Raw genomic sequence first — 23,533 nt, forward strand, 5'->3', positions numbered from 1 at the left:
CTCCAAGTCCTCGGGCATTCCCGCGTGAAAACCTCCCCCGATCGTCCTGCACGATTCATCGTTCGGAATTCGGGGGAATTCTCATGGCGCGTTTCAACGCCAAGGCGGCCCGGCAGGGCCCCACTTCCGCGGTGCACACGTCCGGACGTACCGCGCGCACCCACCAGGGCGGCCGCGGACACCTCCGCGACGCTCGCTCGGAACTCTTTCTGCTCGCCGTCGCCAACTTCGTCTCCCAGCAGACCTTCTACGAGTCCGGCGGCGACCGCGACGACCGGTTCACCGCGCTCGTGCGGCGTCTCGCCGTCCAGGACCCCGAGTGGACCGCCGGCCTGCTCGGCTGGATGCGCACCGAGGGCCGGCTGCGTACGGCCTCGCTGGTCGGCGCCGCCGAATACGTCAAGGCGCGCCTCGACAGCGGCGTGCAGGCGGGCCCGGCGAACCGTCAGGTCATCGCCTCCGTGCTGCGCCGTCCCGACGAGCCCGGCGAGCTGCTCGCCTACTGGACCGGCCGCCACGGCCGCAACGTACCCAAGCCCGTCAAGCGCGGCATCGCGGATGCGGCGCGGCGCCTCTACCACGCCCGGTCCCTGCTCAAGTACGACACCGCGACGAAGGGGTACCGCTTCGGCGACGTCCTCAACGTGGTGCACGCCGCCCCCGACGCGGCCAAGCCGTGGCAGGGCGAACTGTTCCGGTACGCGCTGGACCGCCGGCACCACCCGGAGACGGCCGAACCGCCCGCCCGGGACCGGACGTTGCGCGCGCACCGCGAGCTGATGGCCCTGCCCGTCGCCGAGCGGCGCGGTGTGGTCACCGGGCCCGGCGGCGCGGAGCGGCTCGCGGCGGCCGGGTTCACCTGGGAGGCGCTTGCGGGCTGGCTGCAGGGGCCCATGGACGCGGCGGCGTGGGAGGCTGTCATCCCGTCGATGGGAACCATGGCGCTGGTTCGCAACCTGCGGAACTTCGACGAGGCCGGGGTCTCGGACGAGGTCGCGGCGACCGTCGCGCGGAAGATCGCGGACCCGGCGGAAGTCGCCAAGTCGCGGCAGTTCCCCTTCCGTTACCTCGCCGCATATCAGCACGCGCCCTCGCTGCGCTGGTCGTACCCGCTCGAGCAGGCCCTCGGCCACTCGCTCGGGAACGTTCCGTCGCTGCCGGGTCGCACGCTGGTCCTGGTGGACCGCTCCGGTTCGATGTTCTTCTCGCGGCTGTCCGACCGGTCCGAGCTCACGCGGGCGGATGCGGCGGCGGTCTTCGGCACGGCGCTGGCGCTGCGCGCGGCGAAGGCGGACCTGGTCGAGTTCGGTTCGTCGAGTGCGGCGGTGAAGTACCGGACGGGGGAGTCCGTCCTGAAGGTGCTGGGACGGTTCCACAACCTCGGCGGTACGGACACGAGCGGTGCGGTGCGGCGACACTTCGCCCGGCACGAACGGGTGTTGATCGTCACGGACGAGCAGTACGGATCCGCTGGGCGCGGGCCGACGGAGCTGATCCCCGCGGGGGTGCCGGTGTACACGTGGAACCTGGCCGGGTACCGGGTGGGCCACGGGCCTGCCGGGGGTGACAAGCGGCATGTGTTCGGGGGGCTCTCCGATGCGGCGTTCCGTATGGTCGCGCTGCTCGAGGCCGGGCGCGACGCCGCGTGGCCGTGGCTCTCCCGGGACGCGGGCGGCTCCGCCGCGTGAGCGGTCCTTCCGCCGGTCCGGCGCCGGGCGCCGGACCGGCTCCTCCCGGGCGGGATCCGGCACCCTGAGACCGTCCGGCGATTGAGGGCGAGGCCGCCAGGCCGATGTCGGGAGCGCTCCAGGGGCGCCGTCCGGCGCGTGGCTTCCAGGGCCCTCCGCCCGGGCGGAGACAGTCCGAAAGGGAGGCCGGCGTGGTGCCGTAGAGGGACACGAAAGGGATTAATCGCCTGACTCCGCGCATATGCACCTCTAGGGGCCGGGTCCCCCGTACGCTGCGGACGATGATTGAGACCATCGTGTTCGACGTGGGTGAGACCCTCACCAAGGACGACCGCTACTGGGCCTCGTGGGCCGACTGGCTGGGCGTGCCGGGCCACACCGTCTCCTGCCTCGTCGGAGCGGTCGCCGCCCAGGGACGCGAGCAGGACGACGCCCTTCGGCTGCTCAGCCCGGACATGGACGTCGCCGCCGCGTACCACGCCCGGGAGTCCGCGGGCCGGGGCGAGTACCTCGACGAGCGTGACCTGTATCCCGACGTACGCCCCGCCCTCGGCGGGCTGCGCGAGGCAGGCCATCGCGTGATCGTCGCGGGGAACGCATCGGCCCGGGCCGCCGAGTTGCTCCGCGACCTCGACCTGCCGGCCGACCTGGTCGTGACCTCCGGCGACTGGGGCGTGGCCAAACCGGATCCGTCGTTCTTCGAGCGGGTCCTCGAGGTGTCGCAGGCCGGCCCGGCGGAGACCCTGTACGTCGGGGACCATCCGGCCGAGGACATCTTCCCGGCCCGGCAGGCCGGACTGCGTACCGCCCATCTGCGGCGCGGCCCGTGGGGCCACCTGTGGGCCGAGGACCCGGACGTGGTGGCCGCCGTGGACTGGCGGATCGACAGCCTGACCCAGCTGGCGGCTGCCGTGGCGGAGTGAGCTTCCGCAGCGAACGGCCCCCGGTTCCTCGACTGGCGAGGAACCGGGGGCCGTTGCGTACCGACTGCTGTGGCGCCGTGGTCAGAGCGCGCGGGCCGAGGGCTTGACCATCCCGCGCACCGTGCGGGACTTCACGAATTCGCCCATCGCCGTCATGTCCCACTCGCCGGAGAACTGCCGGACCAGCTTCGCCATCATCACGCCGGTCTGCGCCTCGGCGTTCGTCAGGTCGAACCGGACCAGTTCCTCGCCCGTCGCGGCGTCCATGAGGCGGCAGTACGCCTTCGCCACCTCGGTGAACTTCTGGCCCGAGAACGAGTTGACCGTGAAGACCAGGCCGCTGACCTCCTGCGGGAGTCGGCCGAGGTCGACCGTGATGGTCTCGTCGTCACCCGCGCCCTCGCCCGTGAGGTTGTCCCCGGAGTGCTGGACCGCGCCGCCGAGGATGGTCAGCTTGCCGAAGTAGCAGCTCTCGATGTGGTTGCGCTGCGGGCCGTAGGCGATGACCGAGGCGTCCAGGTCGATGTCCTTGCCCCGGTACGCCGGCTCCCAGCCGAGGCCCATCCGCACCTGGGAGAGCAGCGGGCTGCCGCCCTTGACCAGGGACACCGTCTGGTTCTTCTGGAGGCTGACCCGCCCCTTGTCGAGGTTGATCTTCCCTGCGCCCGGCGCCGGCGCGGCGGGAGCCTGCGGAGCGGCGGGCGCGGGCGGGGCCGCGGCCTGCGGGGCGGGCGCGGGCGGTGTCTGCGGTACCGGGGCGGCGGGCGGAGCGACTCGCGGGTCGACCGCAGGGGCAGCAGGCGCCGGCGGTGCGACCGGGGTCTGCAGCGTGGGAGTGGGCGCAGGGGCGGCCGGTGCGGGCTCGTCGACGCTGACACCGAAGTCGGTGGCGATGCCCGCCAGGCCGTTCGCATAGCCCTGTCCGACCGCGCGGACCTTCCACGCGCCGCCCCGCCGGTAGACCTCGACGACGACCAGCGCCGTCTCGGCGCCGAGCTGCGGCGGGGTGAAGGTGGCGAGTGCGGCACCGTCGTCCGCGTTCCGCACCGTCGCGGTCGGTTCGACGCCCTGGAACGACTGGCCTGCCGCGTCCGGGCTCGCGGTCACCACGATCCGCTCGATGCCTGCCGGTACCGCCGCGGTGTCCACGACGATCGCATCGGGCGCGGAGCCACCGCCCGAGCGGTAGGTCACACCGGGGCCCGAGGGCTGGTTGTAGAAGATGAAGTCGTCGTCGGAGCGCACCTTGCCGTCGGCGGTGAGCAGCAGGCTCGATACGTCGAGCCGCACCGGGGCGGCGACGTCCACCGCTACGCGGGCGGTGGCGAGGGGGATGTTCGAGCCGGGGGTCATAGCTGTCATGACGGGGGTAACGAACGACCCCGCTTTACCGTTCCCTTACCTACGCCGACCGTGCAGACTCACTCGTTCGGGGCGCCCGGCGGAGATTCAGCGGCGGCGGTTGCGCGGATGGTTGCGGGCCGCACGTTCATTGCCGTGTTTGTAGGCGCCGGTCCAGCGGGCCATCACCAGTTGGGCGTCGCCGGAGGCGACCTCCGCGAGGAACTTGTCGGCCCGGGCGCCACGCAGGGTGCCCGCTGCACGTCCCTGATGCGTGATGGCCACACTGCCGTCACCGAGCTGCTCGTAACTGAATCCCCGGGGTCTGCCCATGGCCGGAAGAGTACGGACGGCGACGGCCCCGGCGACACCGGATTTCCGGCGGCACCGGGGCCGAGCGTCCGACGCGCGGCGGTTACGGCACCACCACGATCTTGCGGCCCACACCGGAGGCGAACCGTGCCAGGGCGTCCGGGTAGGAGTCGAGCGGCATCCGGTCGCTGATGAAGAGGTCCGGGTCGAGCACCCCGCCGGCGAAGAGCTCGGCGGCCCGCTCGTAGCTGTGCAGCACGGCCATCGAGCCGGTGATGGTGATCTCCTGGTTGTAGATCTTGTACGGCTCGATGGTGGCCGTCGTCGCGTAGTCGGCGACGCCGAACTGCAGGAAGGTGCCGGCCTTCGCGACCCGGCCGATCCCGTCCTGGATCGCCGCCGCGTTGCCGGTGGCGTCGATGACCACGTCCCAGCCCTGCGGCCGGTCCAGCTCGTCCGCGCCGGAGGCGGAGCCGCTGACGCCCAACTGCTTCGCGGTGGCGAGCCGTTCGGGGTTCAGGTCGACCACGTCGATGCTCGCGGCGCCGGTCTTCTTGGCCAGCTCCAGCATCATCAGGCCCATCGTGCCCGAACCGTAGATCAGGACGTGCGAGCCGAGCCGGGAGTTCAGGACGTCGTAACCGCGCACCGCGCAGGACAGGGGCTCGATCAGCGCGGCGTCGGCGGTGCGGATGTGGTCGGGGAGCTTCACGCAGTTCGCCTCGGGGGCGACGGCGTACTGGGCGGCGCCGCCCGCGGTGCTGACGCCGATCGCCGCCCACCGCTCGCAGAGGTTGTTGTGCCCCTGGCGGCAGTACCGGCAGGCGTAGCAGTACAGGGAAGGGTCGACGGCGACCTGGTCGCCGACCGCGACCGAGGTGACCCCGCTGCCGAGGGCGACCACCTCACCGGCGAACTCGTGCCCCGGCACGATCGGCAGCGTGGGCGCGAACTCGCCCTGCAGGATGTGCAGATCGGTGCCGCACAGTCCGCACGCCGCGACCTCGACGACCACCTGCCCGGGCTCCGGGGTGGGGTCGGGAACCTCCGAGACGACGGCTTTGCCCACGGACTCGATGACGGCTGCTTTCACTTCACGGCTCCAAGGGACAGGCCCTGGACGAGTTTGTCCTGGGCGGCGAACCCCGCGGCGAGCACCGGCAGGGAGATCACGAGGGACGCGGCGCACACCTTCGCCAGGAACAGGCCCTGGCTGGTGATGAAGCCGGTCAGGAAGACGGGTGCGGTCTGGGCGACGACGCCGGTCAGCACCCGGGCGAACAACAGCTCGTTCCAGCTGAAGATGAAACAGATCAGAGCGGTGGCGGCGATACCGGGTGCCGCGATCGGCGCGACCACCCGGGCGAGCACCGTGGGCAGTCTGGCCCCGTCGATCTGCGCCGCCTCGATGACGGCCACCGGCACCTCGGCCAGGAACGACTGCATCATCCACACCGCGATCGGCAGGTTCATCGAGGTGTAGAGCACGACGAGGAGCCAGATGTTGTCGAGCATCCCGGTGTTCTTGGCGAACAGGTAAAGCGGCAGCAGTCCGGCGACGATCGGCAGCATCTTCGTGGACAGGAAGAAGAACAGGACGTCCGTCCACTTCTTCACCGGCCGGATCGAAAGCGCGTACGCCGCGGGCAGCGCGAGCACCAGGACGAACAGGGTCGAAGCCACGGACGCCACCGTGGAGTTGATCAGCGCGGGCCAGGGGCTGGCGCCGCCCGCGGCGCCGAAGAACTCGCGGTACCCGTCGAGGGTGAGCGAGGCCGCGACGGACGGCGGATTGGTCGCCGCGTCCTCCTCGGAGTGGAACGACGTCAGCGTCATCCAGGCCAGCGGCAGGACGAAGACGATGCCGGCCAGCCAGGCGAGCAGCCCGAGTGCGGTGCTACGACGCCGTGCCGGGGGACGACCCGGGGTGCGTCGCGCTCCGATGGTCGCCGGCGGCGCCGGGGTGGTGGGTGCGGTGGTACTCATGCGCGGGACACCTCCTCGCGGAAGAGGGACGACACCACGCGCAGGGCGAAGGTCGCGATGATCAGGGAGCCGATGACGACGAGCACGCCGGCCGCGGAGGCCAGACCGTTCTCGTGTGCCTGGTAGAAGCTCTGGTAGACGGTGTACGGCAGGTTGGCGGTGCCGAGTCCGCCCGAGGTGATGGTGAACACGGCGTCGAAGTTCTGAACGATGTAGATCGAGCCGAGCAACGCGCCGAGTTCGAGGTACCGCCGCAGATGCGGCAGCGTCATGTGGCGGAAGATCTGGACGTTCGACGCGCCGTCGATACGGGCGGCCTCCAGGAGTTCGGGGGACCGGCTCTGCAGCCCGGCGAGCAGGATCAGCATCATGAACGGAGTCCACTGCCAGATCAGGGAGACCTCGATCGCGAGCAGCGGAGTGTTCGACACCCAGTCCGGCTGCGGACCGCCCACCCAGTTCAACAGGCCGTTCAGCAGGCCGTATTCGGGGTTGTAGAGCACGTGCTTCCACAGCAGGGCCGCAGCCACCGGGACGAGCAGGAACGGCGCGATGAGCAGCGTGCGCACCGCCGCGCGTCCGCGGAACTTGCGGTCGAGCAGCAGAGCGAGGGCAAGCCCGAGCACCAGGCTGGCCAGCACCACGGTCGCCGTGAGCAGCACGGTGGTGAACACCGACTTGCGCAGGTCGGGGTCGGTGAGGACCTCCGCGTAATTGCCGAATCCGGCGAAGCTGCGGGCGTCCGGGTACAGCGCGTTCCAGTCGAAGAACGAGATCACCAGCGTTGCCACGAACGGCAGTTGGGTGACCACGATCATGAAGATCAGGGCGGGCAGGAGCGGGCCTCTGGTGGCCCAGGCGCGAAGCCGGCTCGGTGCTTTGGCTGCGCGTACGGCGGCATCGGTGTCGGTGCCGGACGGGGGAGCGGCGGTGGCGGTCATCGGCCCTCGTACTCCTTCGAGATCTCCTCGGCGAGGCGCTGGGACTTCGACAGCGCGCTGTTCACGGACTGGCGGCCCGCGATGGCCGCGCTGATCTCCTGCGAGACCTTGGTGCCCAGGTCGGTGAACTCGGGGATTCCGACGAACTGGATGCCGGGCGCGGGCCGCGGCTGCACGCCGGGATCACGCGGCCGGGCGTCCGCGATGGCGGCGCGGGTGACGTCCTGGAAGGCGGCGGCCTCCTTGCGGTACTCGGGGTTCTTGTACGTCGAAGCGCGTTTGCCCGCCGGGACGTTCGCCCAGCCGATCTCCTTGCCCACCAGTTCCTCGTACTCCTTGCTGGAGGCCCAGGAGATGAACTTCCAGGCCTTGTCCGGGTTCGGGGAGGCCTTCTGCAGGCCCCAGGCCCAGGTGTAGAGCCAGCCGGAGCTCTCGGTGCGGTTCACCGGCGCGGGTACGTAGCCGATCTTGCCCTTGACCGGGGAGTTGGCCGATTCGAGGGAGCCGGCTGCGGCCGTGGCGTCGTACCACATGGCGGTCTTGCCCTGGGTGAGGTTGTTGAGGCACTCCGCGTAGCCGGACTGGGCGGCGCCGGACTGGCCGTGCTTGCGGACCAGGGAGACGTAGAAGTCCACGGCCTTCTTGAACTCGGGGGAGTCGACCTTCGCCGTCCAGTCCTTCTCGAACCAGGTGCCGCCGAACGTGTTCACCACACTGGTCAGCGGCGCGGTCAGCTCGCCCCAACCGGGCAGCCCGCGCAGGCAGATGCCCTTCATGCGGTCCTCGGAGGCGTCCACCTTCGCGGCGAGGTCGGCCACCTGCTGCCAGGTGGGCTTCTTCGGCATCTTCAGGCCGGCCTTGTCGAAGACGTCCTTGCGGTACATCAGGAACGACGACTCGCCGTAGAAGGGCTCGCCGTAGAGCTTGCCGTCCTCGCCGGTCAGCGACTGGCGCATGGGCGGCAGGATGTCCTTCTGGTCGAAGCCGGCGTCCTTGGACACGTAGCCGTCGAGGTCGCGCAGCCAGCCGTTCTTGGCGTAGATCGGGATCTCGTAGTTGCTGAGGGTGGCGACGTCGTACTGGCCGGCCTGGTTGGCGAAGTCCTGGCTGATCTTGTCGCGGACGTCGTTCTCCGGCAGCACGGTGAAGTTCACCTTGATCCCGGTCTTCTTGGTGAAGTGCTTGGCGGTGAGCTTCTGCAGCTCCGCCATCTGCGGGTTGTTGACCATCAGTACGTCGATGGCGTCACCGCCCGAGCCGGTGCCGCCGGCGCCGGTCCAGCAGCCGGAGAGCAGCAGCGCGCCGGTGGCTGCTAGCGCGATCGGGGCGCGTGGTCGGAATCGGCCCTTGGTTCGCATGAACGCTCCTGAACGGGGGTTGGGGGAGTCGGATCCGGGCGTGCGCAGGCCGGCCGGCGGCCGGTGCCGCCCGCGAGCGATGGGGGAGTACGGGAGATGGTCGGGTCAGACGCGGATGACCTGGGGGCCCTGAAGGGCGTAGCGATGTGCCTCGGCGGCGGGCAGCTGGGTGTCCGTGACGATGGCCTCGAAGTCGCCGACGCGGGCGAACCGGCAGAAGCTCACCGCGCCGAACTTGGTGTGCACCCCGGCGAACACGTGGCGCCGGGCGGCCCGCATGGCCTGCGACTTGACCTCGCTGACCGCCGGGTCGGGGGTGGTCAGGCCGTGGTCGCGGGAGATGCCGTTGGCCCCGATGAAGGCGAGGTCGATGACGAACCCGGCGAGCATCTTGGCCGTCCAGTGGTCCACGGTGGCGAGCGTTCCGGGACGCACCCGCCCGCCGAGCAGCAGCACCGTGAACTCGTTCTCCGCCCGGGACAGCGCGCCCGCGGTGGCGAGCGAGGCGGTGAGTACGGTCAACGGACGGTCGCGCGGCAGTGACTCGGCGATCAGCTGCGGCGTGAACCCCTCGTCGACGAAGACGGTTTCCGCGTCACCGGTGAGTTCGGCGGCGGCCGTCGCGATCCGGCGCTTCTCCGGGACGTGCACGGTGGTGCGGTAGGCGAGCGTCGTCTCGAAGCCGGCGCTCTCCACGGGGTGCGCGCCGCCGTGGGTGCGCCGGACCAGGCCGTGGTCCTCCAGTGCACGCAGATCGCGGCGGACCGTCTCCCTGGCGACGCCGAGTTCGTCTGCGAGGTCGTTGACGTCGACGCTGCCTGCGCGCCGTGCCGCCCGGACGATCTCCCGCTGTCGTTCCTCCGCGTTCACCGCCTGCTCCTCTCCTCGTGTGGTCGGCGGGCACGTTCGGGGAGTCCCGCTTCCCGGATGTGCCCGTTCGGGCCTGTGAGGAGAGTTGTACAGCGCCTGAGGCCGGGTTGACAGGGCCCGCACGGAGTCGATCCTGACCGGATCTGCCCGTTTGCCCGCAGTGGCGCCCGCGACGAACAGGGAGGGGCGGCAGGCAGGGATATCGGCGTGCCCGAATACCCGGATGCGGCTGCCCGTTTGCTGCCCGTTGCCTGTTCCGGCAGGTCGGAGGCGGGGTGCGGAGAGGCTCGACGGGTCGGCGGCGGTGTGCGGCTCCCGGGCCCGGCGCGGGCGTGACGGATGTGTCGCGGGGTCCGGTACGAGGGCGTTGCGGGTCAGTACGGCCAGATGGGCGGGTTCGTGCAGAAGTGGCCGCCGAGGTGTTCGTGGTCCGGGTTCTTGTCGTCCAACTCGCCCTGATCCGCGATGAGTTGAGCGGCGTACGGCTCCGAGTCGTCCGTCGGCTCGTATCCGAGCGCGCGCGCCGAGTCGAGGTCCCACCACAGGCGGGTGTTGGCGGACGAGCCGTGCACCACGGTGTGCCCGACGCCCTCGGCGGTCAGCGCCGCGTGGAAGAGCCGAGCGCCGTCCGCCGGGCTCATCCACACCGACAGCATCCGCACCGACGTCGGCTCGGGGAAGCAGGAGCCGATCCGTACGGACACCGTCTCCAGTCCGTGGCGGTCCCAGTACAGCTGGGCCAGGTCCTCGCCGAAGGACTTCGACAGGCCGTAGAACGTGTCGGGGCGGCGCGGGGTGTCGATCGGGATCAGTGCGGGCGCGGGCAGCGGAGACGCGCCGCGCGGGCGCGGGGTGAAGCCGACGGCGTGGTTCGAGGATGCGAACACGACGCGTTCGACGCCCTCTTCGCGGGCCGCCTCGTAGAGGTGGTACGTGCCCTCGATGTTCGACCGAAGAATCTTCTCGAACGGGGCTTCCAGGGAGATGCCCGCCAGGTGGATGATCGCGTCGACGCCCCGTACGGCTTCCCTGATCGCGTCGCGGTCGCCGAGATCGGCGGTGATCGCGTCGGGCTCGCCCTCGACCGGCCGGGCGTCGAGGAGCCGCAGCTCGTAGCCGTACGCCGGCAGCAGGCCGCGCATCAGGGTGCCGAGGCCGCCCGCGGCGCCGGTGAGCAGAACGGTGCGGGGTGCGGGCATCGGGTTCTCCTCGGGGCGAGTCCGGTGACGGATGCGGTCGCGTGGCTCCGGCGGGTGACGCGGAGCCGGCGCGAGCGAGCCGCCGGCGGAGACATATTCAGGTACGTCATTCACATGCGTGGACAACGCTAGGGAGTCGCACATGACCCGGTCAAGAGGCCGGGGCGGGGTGCGCGAAGTGCTCGGAAATCGCTGATGAGTTGCGCGTACCGCGGCTTGACCGTCACCCGGGACGCGTCTTAGCGTGAGCGAGTTCAGAAATATGGACGCGGATCAGAAACGTGCACGGAGCTTGTCCGGGACGCCCGACCCTTCCCCGGAACGCGCGCCGGTCCGCCGCTGCCCAGGGAGAGTCCGTGACATCAGCCCCTCTCGCCGCCCGGCTCAGCATCCCCAGCGGGCCGCTGTTCTTCCCGGTCACCGCCTTCGGACCCGACGGCTCCGTGGACCTCGACACCTACCGCAGGCACGTGCGCGAGGGCGTGGACGCGGGCGCGGCCGCGGTCTTCGCGTGCTGTGGCACCGGCGAGTTCCACGCGCTCACGCCCGAGGAGTTCAGGGACTGCGTGGCGGCGGCGGTCGAGGTGACCGAGGGGCGGGTGCCGGTGGTCGCCGGAGCCGGCTACGGCACCGCGCTCGCCCTGCACTTCGCGCGCCTCGCCCAGGACGCCGGCGCCGACGGACTGCTCGCCATGCCGCCGTACCTCGTGTTCGCCGCGCAGGAGGGGCTGATCCGCCACTTCACCGCGCTCGCCGAGGCCACACCGCTCGACGTCGTCGTCTACCAGCGGGACAACGCCGTCCTCACCCCCGAGACCGTCGTGGAACTCGCCCGCCACCCGCGGATCATCGGCTTCAAGGACGGCCTCGGCGACCTCGATCTGATGCAGCGCACGGTAAGTGCCGTACGCGCGGCCGGACTTGAGGATGTGCTGTACTTCAACGGCCTGCCGACCGCCGAGCTCACCAGCCTCGCCTACCGCGGGATCGGCGTACTCCTGTACTCCTCCGCCGTGTTCGCCTTCGCCCCCGACATCGCCCTCGCCTTCCACCGCGCCCTCAACACGGGCGACGACGTGACCGCGAACCGCCTCCTCGACGGCTTCTACCGGCCGCTGGTCGAACTCCGCGCCCGCGGCAAGGGATACGCCGTGTCGCTGGTCAAGGCCGGTGTGCGAATGCGCGGCCTGGACGTCGGCCACGTACGGTCGCCCCTGCACGAGCCGCCGGACGAGCACATCGAGGAGCTGGCCCGCCTCGTCCGGCAGGGCCGGAAGCTGATCGCGGAAACGGCCACGGCCGCGACGGGGGCCTCCTGGTGAGAGCCGCCGCCTTCGTCTACCCGTGGGACGTCAACGGCGACCCGGACGCCGCGGACCGCATCGCCGGACTCGGCGTACGGCAGGTCACGCTCGCCGCCGCGTACCACTCCGTCCGCGCCCTCACTCCGCGCCACCCGGGCCACCGCATCGTCACCGCCGAGCACGCCGCCGTCCTCTACCCGCCGGGACCCCGCTGGGCCGGCCGCATGCTCCGGCCGTACCCAGCGGGCGACTGGGCCCCCGGTGACGCGTACGGCACGGCGACAGCCGCTCTCGAGGCGGCCGGACTCGAGGTGCACAGCTGGGTGGTGCTCGCCCACAACTCACGGCTCGGCGCCGAACACCCCGACACCTCGGTCACCAACGCCTACGGCGACCGCTACCCGTGGGCACCCTGTATCGCCCAGCCCGCCACCCGCGCGTACCTCACCGAGCTCGCCGCCGAGTCCGCGGTGCGGCCCGGCGCGCGCGGCACCGAGCTGGAGTCCTGCGGCTGGTACGGCCTCGCGCACCTGCACGCCCACGACAAGACCGCCGGCACCGACCCGGGGGACGCCGGCCGGTACCTGATGTCGCTGTGCTTCTGCGCGCACTGCCGTGCCGGTTACGCCGACACGGGCATCGAGGCGGACCGGCTCGCGATCGCCGTACGCCGTGGCCTGGAACCGCTGTGGCGTGGCGCGGACCCCGCCCGTGCGACGGTCGAGGCGCTGCTCGGGGACGCACAACTCGCCGATGCCGTACTGGACTTCCGCGCACGCGTCGCGCGTTCCCTGCAGGACGAGGTGGTCGCGGCGGTGCGGGCGGCGGCGCCCGCCGGATTCCAGGTACTGCTGCACGCGGATCCCGCCGTGCGGGCCTGCGGCGCCAACGTCGGCGTCGCGCCGGACCACGTCCTGTCGGTCGCCGACGGGGTGGTGGTGCCCTGTACGGGCGGAGCCGGTCTGCTCGCGCCCTTCGCGGAGCAGCGGGTGCCGGGCGCGGTGCTCGCGGCGAATCTGACGGTGGTCAGTGGGATGGGCGGGAGTCCCGGCACACTGCGCGCAGACGCGGAGGCAGCGGCGGGGCTCGGTGCGACGGAACTGCGGCTCTATCACGCCGGGCTCGCGTCCGATGCGGATCTGGAGCTTGTGCGGGAACAGCTCCCGTCGGCGTAGGACCGATGAGTTCCGTAGCCCGCGTGAGTCTCCACCGGTATGAATGAGACCGTGGATTTCCGACCCCAGACCCGCGTCATCGCCCAGCTCGCCGAGGGCACGCGGGACGATCAACTGGCCGCTCCCACACCCTGCGAGGACCTTGCCGTACGTCATCTGCTCGGCCATCTGACGATGCTCGCCGCGGCCTTCCGGGACGCCGCGCGCAAGGACCTCGGACCGATGGACACCAGCCCCGACACGGTGCAGCCGGACATCGGGCCCGGATGGCGGGCGGAACTCGCCAAGAATCTCGAGGAACTGGCCGAGGCGTGGCGTGCACCGGAGGCCTGGACCGGTGACACCCGCGCGGGCGGCGTCGAGCTGCCGGGCGCCGTGGCGGGACAGGTCGCCATGGACGAACTGGTCGTGCACGGCTGGGACCTGGCTCGTGCCACCGGCCAGCCGTACGCACCGGATCCGGCGGGTCTCGAGATCGCCCGCGCCCTGCTCGCCGCCTCGCCCGACGGGCCGGACCGCGAGGGCATGTTCGGCCCGATCGTGCCGGTTCCCGAGGACGCACCGATCCTGGACCGTGTGGTGGGCCTCAGCGGCCGCCGCCCGGACTGGACGGCCTGACGGCCGCACCCGGCAGCACGTCAGGCCGCCGCCCGGACTGGACGGCGGCCTGACGGCCGCACCCGGCAGCGCGTCGGTCAGTCCAGGGCCGCCCGCATCATCGCCTCGGCGACCGGCGCCGCGAGGCCGTTGCCGCTGACCTCGGTGCGGGCCGCGTCCGAGTCCTCGATGATCACCGCGACCGCGACCTGCTCGCCGTCCGAGTTCGTCGCGTAGGACGTGAACCAGGCGTACGGAGTGTTCTCGTTGCGCTCGCCGTGCTGCGCGGTTCCCGTCTTGCCGCCCACGGTCATCCCGGGGATCCGTGCGTTGCTGCCGGTGCCCTTGTCGACGACCGTCTCCATGGCGGACTGCAGCTGCTCGGCATTGCGCTCGCTCACCACCCGCGTGGTGTCCGGGTCGTCGTGGTTCTCCAGAGCGTCACCGCCGGAGTCCGTCACCCGGTCCACCATGTCCGGAGCCACCAGCTCCCCGCCGTTCGCCAGCGCCGCGCTCACCATGGCGATCTGCAGCGGGGTGGCCGTCACCTCGAACTGGCCGATGCCGCTCAGAGCCGTCTGCGGCTTGTCCATGCCCGACGGGTAGCTGCTCTCCGAGGCCCTCACGGGGACGTCCTGCTCCTCGTCGTTGAAGCCGAACTTCTCCGCCATCGCGGCCACCTTGTCCTGCCCGAGGTCCACGGCGAGCTTGCCGAAGACGGTGTTGCAGGAGTACTGCAGGGCTGTCCGCAGCGTCGCGTCCTCGCAGGGCGCCGAACGGTTCTCGTTGGTGACCGGTGTGGTGGTGCCGGGGGCGGTGTACGGATCCGGACTGTCCGTGCGCTCGTCCACCGAGTCGTACAGACCCTCCTCGAGTGCCGCCGCGGCCACCACCAGCTTGAAGGTCGAGCCCGGCGGCAGCGGCTGGCGCAATGCCCGGTTCACCATCGGCTTGTCCTCGTCGCCCGTCAGCTTCTTCCAGGCGTCGCCGTCCGTGCTCCCGCTGATGCGCGAGGGGTCGTACGACGGGGTGGAGACCATGCCGAGGATCCGGCCGGACTGCGGATCCATGGCCACCGCGGCGCCCTTCTTGCCGCCGAGCGACTCGGTGGCGGCCTTCTGCACCGCGGGGTCGATGGTCGTCACCACGTCGCCCGGGCCCGCCCGTTCGCCGGTGATCGCCTCGCGGGGGTTCTTCAGGCGGGAGTCGGAGCCGTCGAGCACGTCCTGGTAGATGCCCTCGAGCTGGGTGGCGCCGTACACCTGCGAGGTGTAGCCGGTGACGGCCGAGTAGAGGGAGCCGTCCCGGTACGTGCGCTTGTACGCGAGGTCGCTGCCAGTGGTCCGCTCCGATCCGGTGACGGCCTCTCCGGCCACCACGATGTCGCCCAGCGGGTTCGCATACGTCTCCATGACGTTCCGCCGGTTCTTCTTGTTGTCCGCGAGGGCCTCGCCTTCGTAGAACTGCACCCAGGTCGCCCTCACCAACAACGAGAGCACCAGGAGCAGCGAGAAGACCGAGGCGCGCCTGATCATCTTGTTCATCCCACTGTGGGGACGATCCGGACGAGCCATCGCGTTCCCGGCCGGGCACTTTTTCAGAAACCTCTCATGCCGGGTGCCGCGTCCGTCCCGACGGGCCGACGTGGTCAGCCGCCGACGAAGCCCGCCTCGTAGGCGGCGATGACCGCCTGCGTGCGGTCCCGGGTGCCGGTCTTGGCGAGGACGGACGCGACATGGGTCTTCACGGTCGCGGGGCCCACCCCGATCCGGTCCGCGATCTCCGCGTTGGTGAGTCCGGTAGCCATCAGGCGCAGCACGTCGGCCTCCCGTCCGGACAGCCGCGCCACCCACGCGGGCGCCGTCCGACGGGCGGCCGCGTGCTGGGCGGCCAGCGCGCGCACCGCCGCCGGGAAGAGCAGCGAGTCGCTGCGCGCCACCAGACGCACGGCTTGTACCAGTTCGTCGGCATCCGCCCGTTTCAGCAGGAACCCGGAGGCACCGGCGCGCAGCGCGTCGTACACGTACGAGTCGTTCTCGAAGGTCGTCACCACCACGATCCGCGGCGGCTCCGCGACCGTGCGGAGGATCTGCTCGGTCGCCCGGATTCCGTCCACCTCGGGCATCCGTACGTCCATCAGGACCACGTCGGGGCGCAGCTCGCGGACCACGGACACCGCCTGCGCGCCGGTCGACGCCTCGCCGGCCACCTCGAACTCCGGTTCCGCCTCCAGGATCGCCCGCAGAGCGGTACGCACCATGCGCTCGTCGTCGGCGAGCACCACCCGGATCGGCGCACCGTCAGGGGTCTTCATCGGGGTCCTCCCAGGGGCAGGTGTACGCACAGTCTCCAGCGGCTGTCGGCGGCGCCCGCCGTGGCCGTACCGCCGAGCAGGCGGGCGCGCTCGGTGATGCCGGGCAGCCCGCGGCCGCCGCCTTCCCGCGGCGTCGGCGTCGGCGTCGGCGTCGCGGGCAGCGAATTCTCCGCCACGATCTCGAGGGCCGATTCCGTGCGGGCGATGCGCACGGTCACCGGTACCGACCCCGCGTGCTTGAGCGCATTGCTCAGCCCCTCCTGCACGATCCGGTACGCCTCACGGGACACGAGCGCGGGCAGGGCGGCCAGGTCCACGCCGGGTCCGACCGACGCCTCGACAGGCAAACCGGCGGCCCGGGTACGGGCGAGCAGGCCGTCCAGATCGGCCTCCAGGGTCGGCGCGGGCGCCGGGTCGGGGCCCTCGCCCGTCTCGTCGCCCTCGCGCAACAGGCCGAGCACCGCGTCGAGTTCACCCACCGTGCGGCGGGTGGTGTCCTCGATGGCCGAGAGCGCCTCGCGCACGAAGTCGGGGTTGGAGTCCAGGACCCGGCGGGCGGCGCTTGCCTGCAGCGTGACCGCGCTGAGCGCGTGGCCCACCGAGTCGTGCAGTTCGCGCGCGAGCCGGTTGCGCACCGCGAGCTCCGCGGCGCGTTCCTCCGCCGCCGCCAGCCGGTCGGCGGGCGCGGGTGCCAGCAGCTGCGGGGCCCAACGGGCGAGCAGCGTCCCTGCCGTGGCCGCGCACGCGGCGAGCAGCACCAGGAAGACCGCGCCCGCCACGGGGGCGAGCAGCACGGCCCAGAGATGCTCGAAGACTCCGGGCGCACCGAACCGGGAGTCCCGCAGCCCACTGAACACCGGCACCGCGAGCAGGAACACCGCGAAGGGCGGAACCGCGAGCGTCATACCGCTGATCAGCGCCCCGATCCCCAGGTGCAGCGTGAACCAGGCCGAGGTCCGCACCCGCGCGGCCCGCGAGCGCGCGGGCCCCTCCGCGAGCTCGTCGCGTACCCCGCACATCGTCCGTACCGCCGCCACGGACAGCGGCCGGGCCAGCGGGAAGACCAGCGCGCTGAGCGCCACCAGCGGCAGCGCCGCCGCGTAGGAGATGAACTGCGCCCGCATCGAGCCGAACATCGGCTCCTCCCCGCCGAGCAGCGGTCCCACGAAGACCGAGCCGACGAGGAAGTACGGCATCAGCAGGGCCCCGCCGAGCACCAGGTGCACCCAGCGCAGGCGGGCCTGCCGTCCGAAGAGCCACCGGCCGCACAGCCGCAGCGAGACGGTCATCAGCGGGTGGAGCCGGCCGGGACGGTGACGAGGTGCGGCGGCCGACCGGTCGAGGTCCGTTCGGCAGCGGCCCGTTCGGCGAAGAAGTACGCGCCGAAGGCGGCCACGAGCATCCCGACGATCATCTGGACAGCGTAGGTCAGCTGCACCACCGGGGTCGGCTGTTGCGTGAGGTCGTCGACCGCGGCGAGCGAGGTGACGAGCATCCAGCCGCCCCAGCAGCCGAGCGCGCCGGAGCCCACCCAGGCCAGCGCGAGCGGCACCCTCACCGGCAGCGACCGGCCCCGCGGGAAGGCAAGCAGCAGCACGCCCACGACGGTCGCCACCGAGAAGCCCACATAGACGAGATCGAGTACGGCGGAGTCGCGGGTGTACTCGTCCGCCCGGGACGGGTGCAGGCCGGACCTCGAACCGGCCACCCAGGCCAGATGCATCGAGACGGGCAGGAGCGTCAGCAGGGCCACGGCGCAGGCGGTGATCCGCTGCGCAGGCCCGGTCGGTGTCCGGGGCAGATCGCGCAGCCGCCCCTGCCACAGATGACCCCAGCGGTCCCGGGCGTAGAGCACGAACAGGCTGCCGAGTGCCAGCGCCTGGACGATGAAGCCCGGATAGACGACCGCGAACACCCAGTCGTCGAGGAACGGCTCCGAGGCCCCGGTCGTGCCGCTCTCCGGAGCACCGGGGAACAGCCGGACCACCATCTGCAGCGGATAGCCCGCCACGATCGGGGACAGCAGCCCGCTCGCGATCCACAGCGGAACGACGAGCAGCCAGGCGGGCACCCGCAGGCCCCAGGGCCGGGTGAGCAGCAGCACGAGGACGATCACGGCGCCGTCCATCAGGACGGTGCCGGCGTTGGCCAGGGCCATCGTCGTGCGGTGTTCGAGCAGCGAACTGTCCGGCGGAATGCCGATCTCGCCGCCCGCGACCCAGATGATCTTCAGTACGAGGTACGGCAGGCAGCCGGCGATCGCGACGGCCCGCAGGATCCGGCGGGTCCGGCCGAGCGGCGGCGGGGTGTCGGGCGCCGCGGCAGGTGCGGCGTCGGTGAGCGGTTTCGGAGCGGTGGAAGTCATGTGTCCACGCTGGCGTCGCACGGAGCCGAGCACCTCCTGCCGGAGGGCGAACCACCTCCGCCGGGCGGGGGAGGCGAGGCCGCCGCTCCCGCACCGGGCCGATGGCCGGCCGGGGGAGGGCTGATCTCAGCCGAGCCGCAGTACACGCTCGTCGATCTCCTCGCCGCGTGCGTGCGCATAACCGCGGTCGTCCCCGGTCACCTGGAACCCGCACTTGGCGAGGACCCGCAGCGAGCCCATGTTGTCCGCGGCCACCCGCGCGTACAGCGGCCGCTCCGGCTCCAGGCCGAGCAGCGCGGACAGGGCGGCCGTCGCCACTCCGCGGCCCCAGTAGTAGCGGTCGATCCAGTACGTCACCTCGCGCTCGCCCGGCTCCCCGTACACCCCGGCGCTGCCGACCACGTCGCCGTCGAGCAGTACGGTGCGCGCCACCACGGAGTCCGATGTGCGCAGCCGGCGCCAGTGCGCGTCGAACAGGTCGCGGTCGGCGTACTTCTCGGAGACGAACGCGGCCACCTGCTGGGACTCCGGATCGTTCATCTGCCGGAAGAGGACCGGCAGATCACTGTCGTGGACCGGTCGGAGCAGGACATCCATCAGAGCCTCCTGGTGGCGAGCGTCAGCCGGTCGCGGGCGTCGAACAGGGCGTCCTTGATCATCTGCTCGTGCCCGGGCGTCAGGCGGGCGACCGGCACCGAGCAGCTGATGGCGTCCCTGGCCGGGGTCCGGTAGGGGATGGCGACGCCGAAGCAGCGCAGGCCGAGCGTGTTCTCCTCGCGGTCCACCGCGAAGCCCTGCTCGCGGACGGCGTGCAGCTCCTCGATCAGCGCCTCCCGGTCCGTGAGGGTGTGCTCGGTCAGCGGCGTGAGCGTCTCCGGCAGCATCTTGCGCACCTGCTCGTCGCTGTACGTGGCGAGCAGCGCCTTGCCGAGCGAGGTCGAGTGCGCGGGCAGCCGGCGGCCGACCCGGGTGAACGGACGCAGATAGTGCTGGGACTGACGGGTCGCCAGATAGACCACGTTGACGCCGTCGAGCCGGGCGAGGTGGATGGTCTCCGTGGTGTCGTCGGAGAGCCGGTCGAGGGTCGGACGTGCGGCGGCCACCACCTCGTCGCCGTCGATGTAGGAGGTGCCGACGAGCAGCGCGCGGACGCCGATGCCGTACCGGGTGCCCGTCGCGTCCGTCTCCACCCAGCCGAGCTCCACCAGAGTGCGGAGCAACATGTACAGACTGGACTTCGGGTACCCGACTGCTTCCTGCACCGCGGCCAGCGCGTGCATCCCGGGCCTGCCCGCGAAGTACTCGAGCAACTCCACCGTCCGTACGGCCGACTTGACCTGCGCTCCGCCGCCCGTATCGGCACCCGACATCGCCCTTGACCCCTTCGTTCGCCTACGCATAGCCTCCGAGGCAGTTCAGCATCAGAGACGCTGTTCAGCATATCGAACAGCCTGGTGGGTGGCATCACATCTGGAGGAACGGCCGTGGCAGCAGCACCAGTCTGGAGCGTCGACCCCCGAACCGGGAAGCAGCGGGAGCAGGTTGCGGTCGAGGCCACACGCCAGGAGGTCGACCAGACGGTACGTTCCGCCCACGCGGCCCGCCACTCGCTCGCCGACCGGAGCGCCCGGGCCGCCTTCCTGCGCGCCGCCGCCGACCGGCTCGACGAGGCCGCCGCCCACGTCATCGAGGCGGCCGACGCCGAGTCGGCCCTCGGTCCCGGCCGGCTCACCGGTGAACTCGCCCGCACCACCTACCAGTTGAGGTCCTTCGCGGACACCGTGGACGAGGGCGCCTTCCTCGACGTCGTCATCAGCCACGCCGACGCGAACCAGACGCCGCCCTGGCCGGACCTGCGCCGCTACAAGGTGCCGCTCGGCGTCGTCGCCGTCTACGCCGCCTCGAACTTCCCGCTCGCCTTCTCGGTGCCCGGCGGCGACACCGCGAGCGCCCTCGCGGCCGGCTGTCCCGTGGTGGTCAAGGTGCACCCGGACCACCCCGCTACCTCAGAGCTCTGCGTGGCCGCCCTGCACCGAGCCGCCGAGGAGACCGGCGTCGCACCGGACGTCGTCCAGCTCGTGCACGGTTTCGACGCGGGCGTGGAACTCGTGGGCCACCCGCTCGTCGCCGCCGCCGGATTCACCGGTTCGGTACGCGGTGGACGCGCCCTCTTCGACGCGGCGGCCGCCCGCCCACGGCCCATCCCCTTCCACGGCGAACTCGGCTCGCTCAACCCCGTCGTGATCACCGAGGCGGCCGCCGCGGAGCGCGCCGAGCAGATCGCCACCGGCCTGGCCGGGTCCGTGACACTCGGCGTCGGCCAGTTCTGCACGAAGCCCGGTTTCGTCCTGGCACCCGCCTCCGCCGCCGGCGACCGGCTGGTCAAGACGCTCACCCACGAGGTCAGCGAGGTCGAGGCCGGCGTCCTGCTCGACCACCGGATGCGCGACGCCTTCGTCGCGGGCGTCACCGAGCGCGCCGCACTGCCGGGCGTGGACGCACCGGTGACCCCGGGCTCGGGCGGCGAGCACACCGTCGGCGCGGGCTTCCTCACCGTCGACGCAGAACGGCTCACCGAGGAGGGCGCGCACGACCTGCTCCTCGAGGAGTGCTTCGGCCCCGTCACCGTCGTCGCCCGCTACCGCTCCGAGGACGAGGTCGAAGCCGTACTGGCACGACTGCCCGGCAACCTCACCGCCACCGTGCACCTCGCAGCCGTCGAGGAGAGCGACCCGACCGGACGCGGCGCCGCCCTGCTCACCGCTCTGACCCCGCTCGCCGGCCGCATCCTCGTCAACGCCTGGCCGACCGGCGTCGCCGTCGCCCCCGCCCAGCAGCACGGCGGCCCCTACCCGGCGACCACCTCCACCTCCACCTCGGTCGGCTCCACCGCGATCGAGCGCTGGCTGCGCCCGGTCTCGTACCAGGGCACTCCGGCCGCCCTGCTTCCGCCGGAACTGCGCGACGACAACCCGCTGGGCCTGCCCCGCCGAGTCGGCCCGGAGAGCGGCTGACCGGCCCCTGAGAACTCCCGGCCGGGCTCCGCCGCCGTACGGGCCCGGCCGGGAATGCGCATGCCCACGGCCGCGTTGGATCAGGGCGCAGGGGTCACCTGCGCCCCGACGAGTCCGGAGAGAAAGACATGCGCGTCGAGATCTGGAGCGACATCGCCTGCCCGTGGTGCTACATAGGCAAGGCCCGCTTCGAGCAGGGCCTCGCGGCCTTCGCCCACCGCGACGGGGTCGAGGTGGTGCACCGTTCTTTCGAGCTCGACCCGGACCGGGCCAAGGGCGACACCGGTCTCGTCCTCGACATGCTGGCGCGGAAGTTCGGGCGCAGCCCCGAAGAGGCACGCGCCATGGAGGAGCATGTCGCCTCCAACGCCCGCGCCGAGGGCCTCGGCTATCTGACCGAGGGCCGCGACCACGGCAGCACCTTCGACATCCACCGCCTGCTCCACCTCGCCAAGGCCCGCGGCCGCCAGGAGCAGCTCCTCGATCTCGCCTACCGGGCGAACTTCGCCGAGGAGCGCTCCGTGTACGACCCGGAGGTGCTCCTCGCCCTCGCCGTCGAGGCCGGACTCGACGAGGCGGAGGCACGGTCGGTGCTCGCCGACGAGAGCGCGTACGCCGACGAGGTCCGCGCCGACGAGCGCGAGGCGGCCGAACTCGGCGCCACCGGCGTGCCGTTCTTCGTACTCGACCGTACCTACGGCGTCTCCGGCGGCCGGCCCGCCGAGGTCTTCACCCAGGCACTCGAGCAGGCCTGGGGCGAGCGCGCTCCGCTGCGCACCGTCGGATCCACGGACGACTCGGCGGACGCCTGCGGCCCCGACGGCTGCGAGGTGCCCGCGGCCTCGGACACCACGACCACCGCAGCGACAGGGACAGCCGGCTGACACGCTCCACAGCGGCGACGACGAAGGTGCAGGTCAGGGCCGATACATAAGCACCGCTTGGGCCCACCACGCAGAAACTGGCAATGGACGAGGGGTCGGCCCGGCAGCACAGTGGAGACATGGAGACTTCCCTGGAGAGGCTCGGAGGCACCGCCTTCGCGCCGCGGTCGACGTATCTCAACACCGCGAGCTCCGGCCTGATCCCGCAGGCCGGAGTGCAGGCCATGCAGGAGGCCGTAGCGGCCTCCGCGGCCGGAGCGCCGACCGACATGTTCGCCGACGTCGAGGCGAGCCGGGCCGCCTTCGCCCGGATCGCAGGGGTGTCCGAGCGCCGCGTCGCAGCGGGCGCATCCGTGGCGGTGTACGCCGGGCTGATAGCCGCCTCGCTGCCGACGGGTGCCGAAGTCCTCGTCGCCGAGGCGGACTTCAGCTCGCTGGTCACGCCGTTCCACATCCGTGCCGACCTCGAGGTGCGTACCGCGCCACTGGAAGACCTGGCGCAGTCCGTACGCCCGGGCACGGCTCTCGTCGCCTGCAGCGCCGTTCAGTCCGCCGACGGTCGCGTCGCCGACCTCACGGCGGTCGGCGAGGCGGCCCGTACCCACGGAGCACGCACGCTCGTCGATGTGTCCCAGTCCGCGGGCTGGCGGCCGCTGGACGCGGATGCCGTCGACTTCACGGTCGCCGTCGGCTTCAAATGGCTGCTCTGCCCGCGCGGCGTCGCCTTCCTCACCGTGCCCGACGACCTCGGCGACCTCACCCCGGTGTTCGCCGGCTGGGTGGCGGGCGAGCATCCCTGGGACAGCTGCTACGGCCCCGTCGAGGAACTGGCCCACTCCGCACGACGGTTCGACATCAGCCCCAGCCTGTTCAGCTACACCGGCGCCCGCCACTCGCTCGCCCTGATCGAAGGCATCGGTGCCGCCACGATCGGCGCCCACGACGTGGCACTCGCCGACCGCTTCCGCGACGGCCTCGCCGCGCTCGGCCACACCCCGGTGCCCGCCCCGGGGTCGGCGATCGTCTCGGTGCCCGGACTCGGCCACCGCCAGGGCGAGTTGAGCGCCGCCGGCATCGAGATCTCCGACCGGGCGGGCGCGCTCAGGGCTTCGTTCCACCTCTACGACTCCACCGCCGACGTGGACCGACTGCTCGACGTGCTGGCCGGTTGAACCCCCGGAGCCAGGGCTTGCCGCGGGCCGTGAGTGACGATTGGCCCGGCTCCCTCGTGGGGAACCGGGCCAATCGTCACATCACAGGCT

22 protein-coding genes are annotated in these 23,533 nt (G+C 71.7%); 8 read left to right on the forward strand and 14 right to left on the reverse strand.

Features of this window, described 5'->3' with window-relative positions:
* Window positions 1–83 precede the first annotated feature (83 nt).
* Together DSC45_RS11470 and DSC45_RS11475 are read left to right on the forward strand one after the other, a co-directional pair.
* On the forward strand, window positions 84–1,688 hold the full coding sequence (locus DSC45_RS11470; RefSeq protein ID WP_119289738.1) for a TROVE domain-containing protein: 1,605 nt from the start codon (window positions 84–86) through the stop codon (window positions 1,686–1,688).
* Window positions 1,689–1,969: 281 nt separating this feature from the next.
* Entirely contained in the window at window positions 1,970–2,611 is a 642-nt protein-coding gene (locus tag DSC45_RS11475; protein WP_119289740.1) for an HAD family hydrolase, read from the forward strand.
* Window positions 2,612–2,692: 81 nt separating this feature from the next.
* Here DSC45_RS11475 and DSC45_RS11480 read toward each other — a convergent pair whose 3' ends face one another.
* The 8 genes from DSC45_RS11480 to DSC45_RS11515 all read right to left on the reverse strand — a co-directional run bounded on the left by DSC45_RS11480 (window position 2,693) and on the right by DSC45_RS11515 (window position 10,618).
* Window positions 2,693–3,964 (reverse strand): TerD family protein, encoded by a 1,272-nt coding sequence (locus DSC45_RS11480; protein WP_119289742.1) that lies wholly within the window; start codon window positions 3,962–3,964, stop codon window positions 2,693–2,695.
* Between the two features lie 96 nt (window positions 3,965–4,060).
* On the reverse strand, window positions 4,061–4,285 hold the full coding sequence (locus DSC45_RS11485; RefSeq protein ID WP_119289743.1) for a hypothetical protein: 225 nt from the start codon (window positions 4,283–4,285) through the stop codon (window positions 4,061–4,063).
* Between the two features lie 82 nt (window positions 4,286–4,367).
* Entirely contained in the window at window positions 4,368–5,357 is a 990-nt protein-coding gene (locus tag DSC45_RS11490; RefSeq protein WP_119289745.1) for a zinc-dependent alcohol dehydrogenase family protein, read from the reverse strand.
* A complete protein-coding gene (locus DSC45_RS11495; RefSeq protein ID WP_240434579.1) occupies window positions 5,354–6,250 on the reverse strand; it encodes a carbohydrate ABC transporter permease in 897 nt (298 codons plus the stop codon). Before DSC45_RS11495 ends, DSC45_RS11490 begins: the two co-directional genes overlap by 4 nt.
* Window positions 6,247–7,191, reverse strand: a complete 945-nt coding sequence (locus DSC45_RS11500; RefSeq protein WP_119289747.1) for a carbohydrate ABC transporter permease — start codon at window positions 7,189–7,191, stop codon at window positions 6,247–6,249. The genes DSC45_RS11495 and DSC45_RS11500 overlap by 4 nt, the downstream gene beginning before the upstream one ends.
* The gene (locus tag DSC45_RS11505; RefSeq protein ID WP_119289749.1) at window positions 7,188–8,549 is read right to left on the reverse strand and encodes an ABC transporter substrate-binding protein; all 1,362 of its coding nucleotides are present in this window, start codon (window positions 8,547–8,549) and stop codon (window positions 7,188–7,190) included. Before DSC45_RS11505 ends, DSC45_RS11500 begins: the two co-directional genes overlap by 4 nt.
* Before the next feature lie 105 nt (window positions 8,550–8,654).
* A complete protein-coding gene (locus DSC45_RS11510; protein WP_119289751.1) occupies window positions 8,655–9,419 on the reverse strand; it encodes a DeoR/GlpR family DNA-binding transcription regulator in 765 nt (254 codons plus the stop codon).
* A gap of 374 nt (window positions 9,420–9,793) precedes the next feature.
* Window positions 9,794–10,618, reverse strand: coding sequence for an NAD-dependent epimerase/dehydratase family protein (locus DSC45_RS11515; RefSeq protein WP_119289753.1), 825 nt, complete (start codon window positions 10,616–10,618; stop codon window positions 9,794–9,796).
* Between the two features lie 356 nt (window positions 10,619–10,974).
* Between DSC45_RS11515 and DSC45_RS11520 the strand changes: the two genes are divergently transcribed.
* The 3 genes from DSC45_RS11520 to DSC45_RS11530 are packed head-to-tail and all read left to right on the forward strand — an operon-like array spanning window position 10,975 to window position 13,715.
* Window positions 10,975–11,940, forward strand: coding sequence for a 5-dehydro-4-deoxyglucarate dehydratase (locus DSC45_RS11520; RefSeq protein ID WP_119289755.1), 966 nt, complete (start codon window positions 10,975–10,977; stop codon window positions 11,938–11,940).
* Window positions 11,937–13,097 carry a hypothetical protein gene (locus DSC45_RS11525; protein WP_119289757.1) on the forward strand — a complete coding sequence of 387 codons (1,161 nt, stop codon included), beginning with the start codon at window positions 11,937–11,939 and terminating at the stop codon, window positions 13,095–13,097. Before DSC45_RS11520 ends, DSC45_RS11525 begins: the two co-directional genes overlap by 4 nt.
* A 39-nt stretch (window positions 13,098–13,136) precedes the next feature.
* Window positions 13,137–13,715, forward strand: coding sequence for a TIGR03086 family metal-binding protein (locus DSC45_RS11530; protein ID WP_119289759.1), 579 nt, complete (start codon window positions 13,137–13,139; stop codon window positions 13,713–13,715).
* A 77-nt stretch (window positions 13,716–13,792) separates the two neighbouring features.
* On the opposite strand, the gene DSC45_RS11535 is transcribed toward DSC45_RS11530, so the two are convergent.
* The 6 genes from DSC45_RS11535 to DSC45_RS11560 form a co-directional block, all read right to left on the reverse strand.
* Window positions 13,793–15,238, reverse strand: coding sequence for a peptidoglycan D,D-transpeptidase FtsI family protein (locus DSC45_RS11535; protein ID WP_119289761.1), 1,446 nt, complete (start codon window positions 15,236–15,238; stop codon window positions 13,793–13,795).
* A gap of 104 nt (window positions 15,239–15,342) precedes the next feature.
* Window positions 15,343–16,008, reverse strand: a complete 666-nt coding sequence (locus DSC45_RS11540; protein ID WP_119289763.1) for a response regulator transcription factor — start codon at window positions 16,006–16,008, stop codon at window positions 15,343–15,345.
* Window positions 16,005–17,297 (reverse strand): sensor histidine kinase, encoded by a 1,293-nt coding sequence (locus DSC45_RS11545; RefSeq protein ID WP_162929190.1) that lies wholly within the window; start codon window positions 17,295–17,297, stop codon window positions 16,005–16,007. The genes DSC45_RS11540 and DSC45_RS11545 overlap by 4 nt, the downstream gene beginning before the upstream one ends.
* On the reverse strand, window positions 17,297–18,373 hold the full coding sequence (locus tag DSC45_RS11550; RefSeq protein WP_119289765.1) for a hypothetical protein: 1,077 nt from the start codon (window positions 18,371–18,373) through the stop codon (window positions 17,297–17,299). Before DSC45_RS11550 ends, DSC45_RS11545 begins: the two co-directional genes overlap by 1 nt.
* Before the next feature lie 126 nt (window positions 18,374–18,499).
* A complete protein-coding gene (locus DSC45_RS11555) occupies window positions 18,500–18,970 on the reverse strand; it encodes a GNAT family N-acetyltransferase (protein ID WP_119289767.1) in 471 nt (156 codons plus the stop codon).
* Window positions 18,970–19,743: an IclR family transcriptional regulator gene (locus tag DSC45_RS11560; protein WP_119289769.1), complete on the reverse strand. Its 774-nt coding sequence runs from the start codon at window positions 19,741–19,743 to the stop codon at window positions 18,970–18,972. Before DSC45_RS11560 ends, DSC45_RS11555 begins: the two co-directional genes overlap by 1 nt.
* Window positions 19,744–19,857: 114 nt before the next feature.
* Between DSC45_RS11560 and DSC45_RS11565 the strand changes: the two genes are divergently transcribed.
* The 3 genes from DSC45_RS11565 to DSC45_RS11575 all read left to right on the forward strand — a co-directional run bounded on the left by DSC45_RS11565 (window position 19,858) and on the right by DSC45_RS11575 (window position 23,443).
* Window positions 19,858–21,387, forward strand: a complete 1,530-nt coding sequence (locus tag DSC45_RS11565; protein ID WP_119289771.1) for an aldehyde dehydrogenase family protein — start codon at window positions 19,858–19,860, stop codon at window positions 21,385–21,387.
* A gap of 128 nt (window positions 21,388–21,515) precedes the next feature.
* Window positions 21,516–22,271: a DsbA family oxidoreductase gene (locus DSC45_RS11570; protein ID WP_119289773.1), complete on the forward strand. Its 756-nt coding sequence runs from the start codon at window positions 21,516–21,518 to the stop codon at window positions 22,269–22,271.
* 119 nt (window positions 22,272–22,390) lie between these two features.
* The gene (locus DSC45_RS11575) at window positions 22,391–23,443 is read left to right on the forward strand and encodes an aminotransferase class V-fold PLP-dependent enzyme (RefSeq protein ID WP_119289775.1); all 1,053 of its coding nucleotides are present in this window, start codon (window positions 22,391–22,393) and stop codon (window positions 23,441–23,443) included.
* Window positions 23,444–23,533 lie beyond the last annotated feature (90 nt).

The sequence above is a fragment of the Streptomyces sp. YIM 130001 genome (genome assembly GCF_003574445.1).
GTDB lineage: Bacteria > Actinomycetota > Actinomycetes > Streptomycetales > Streptomycetaceae > Streptomyces.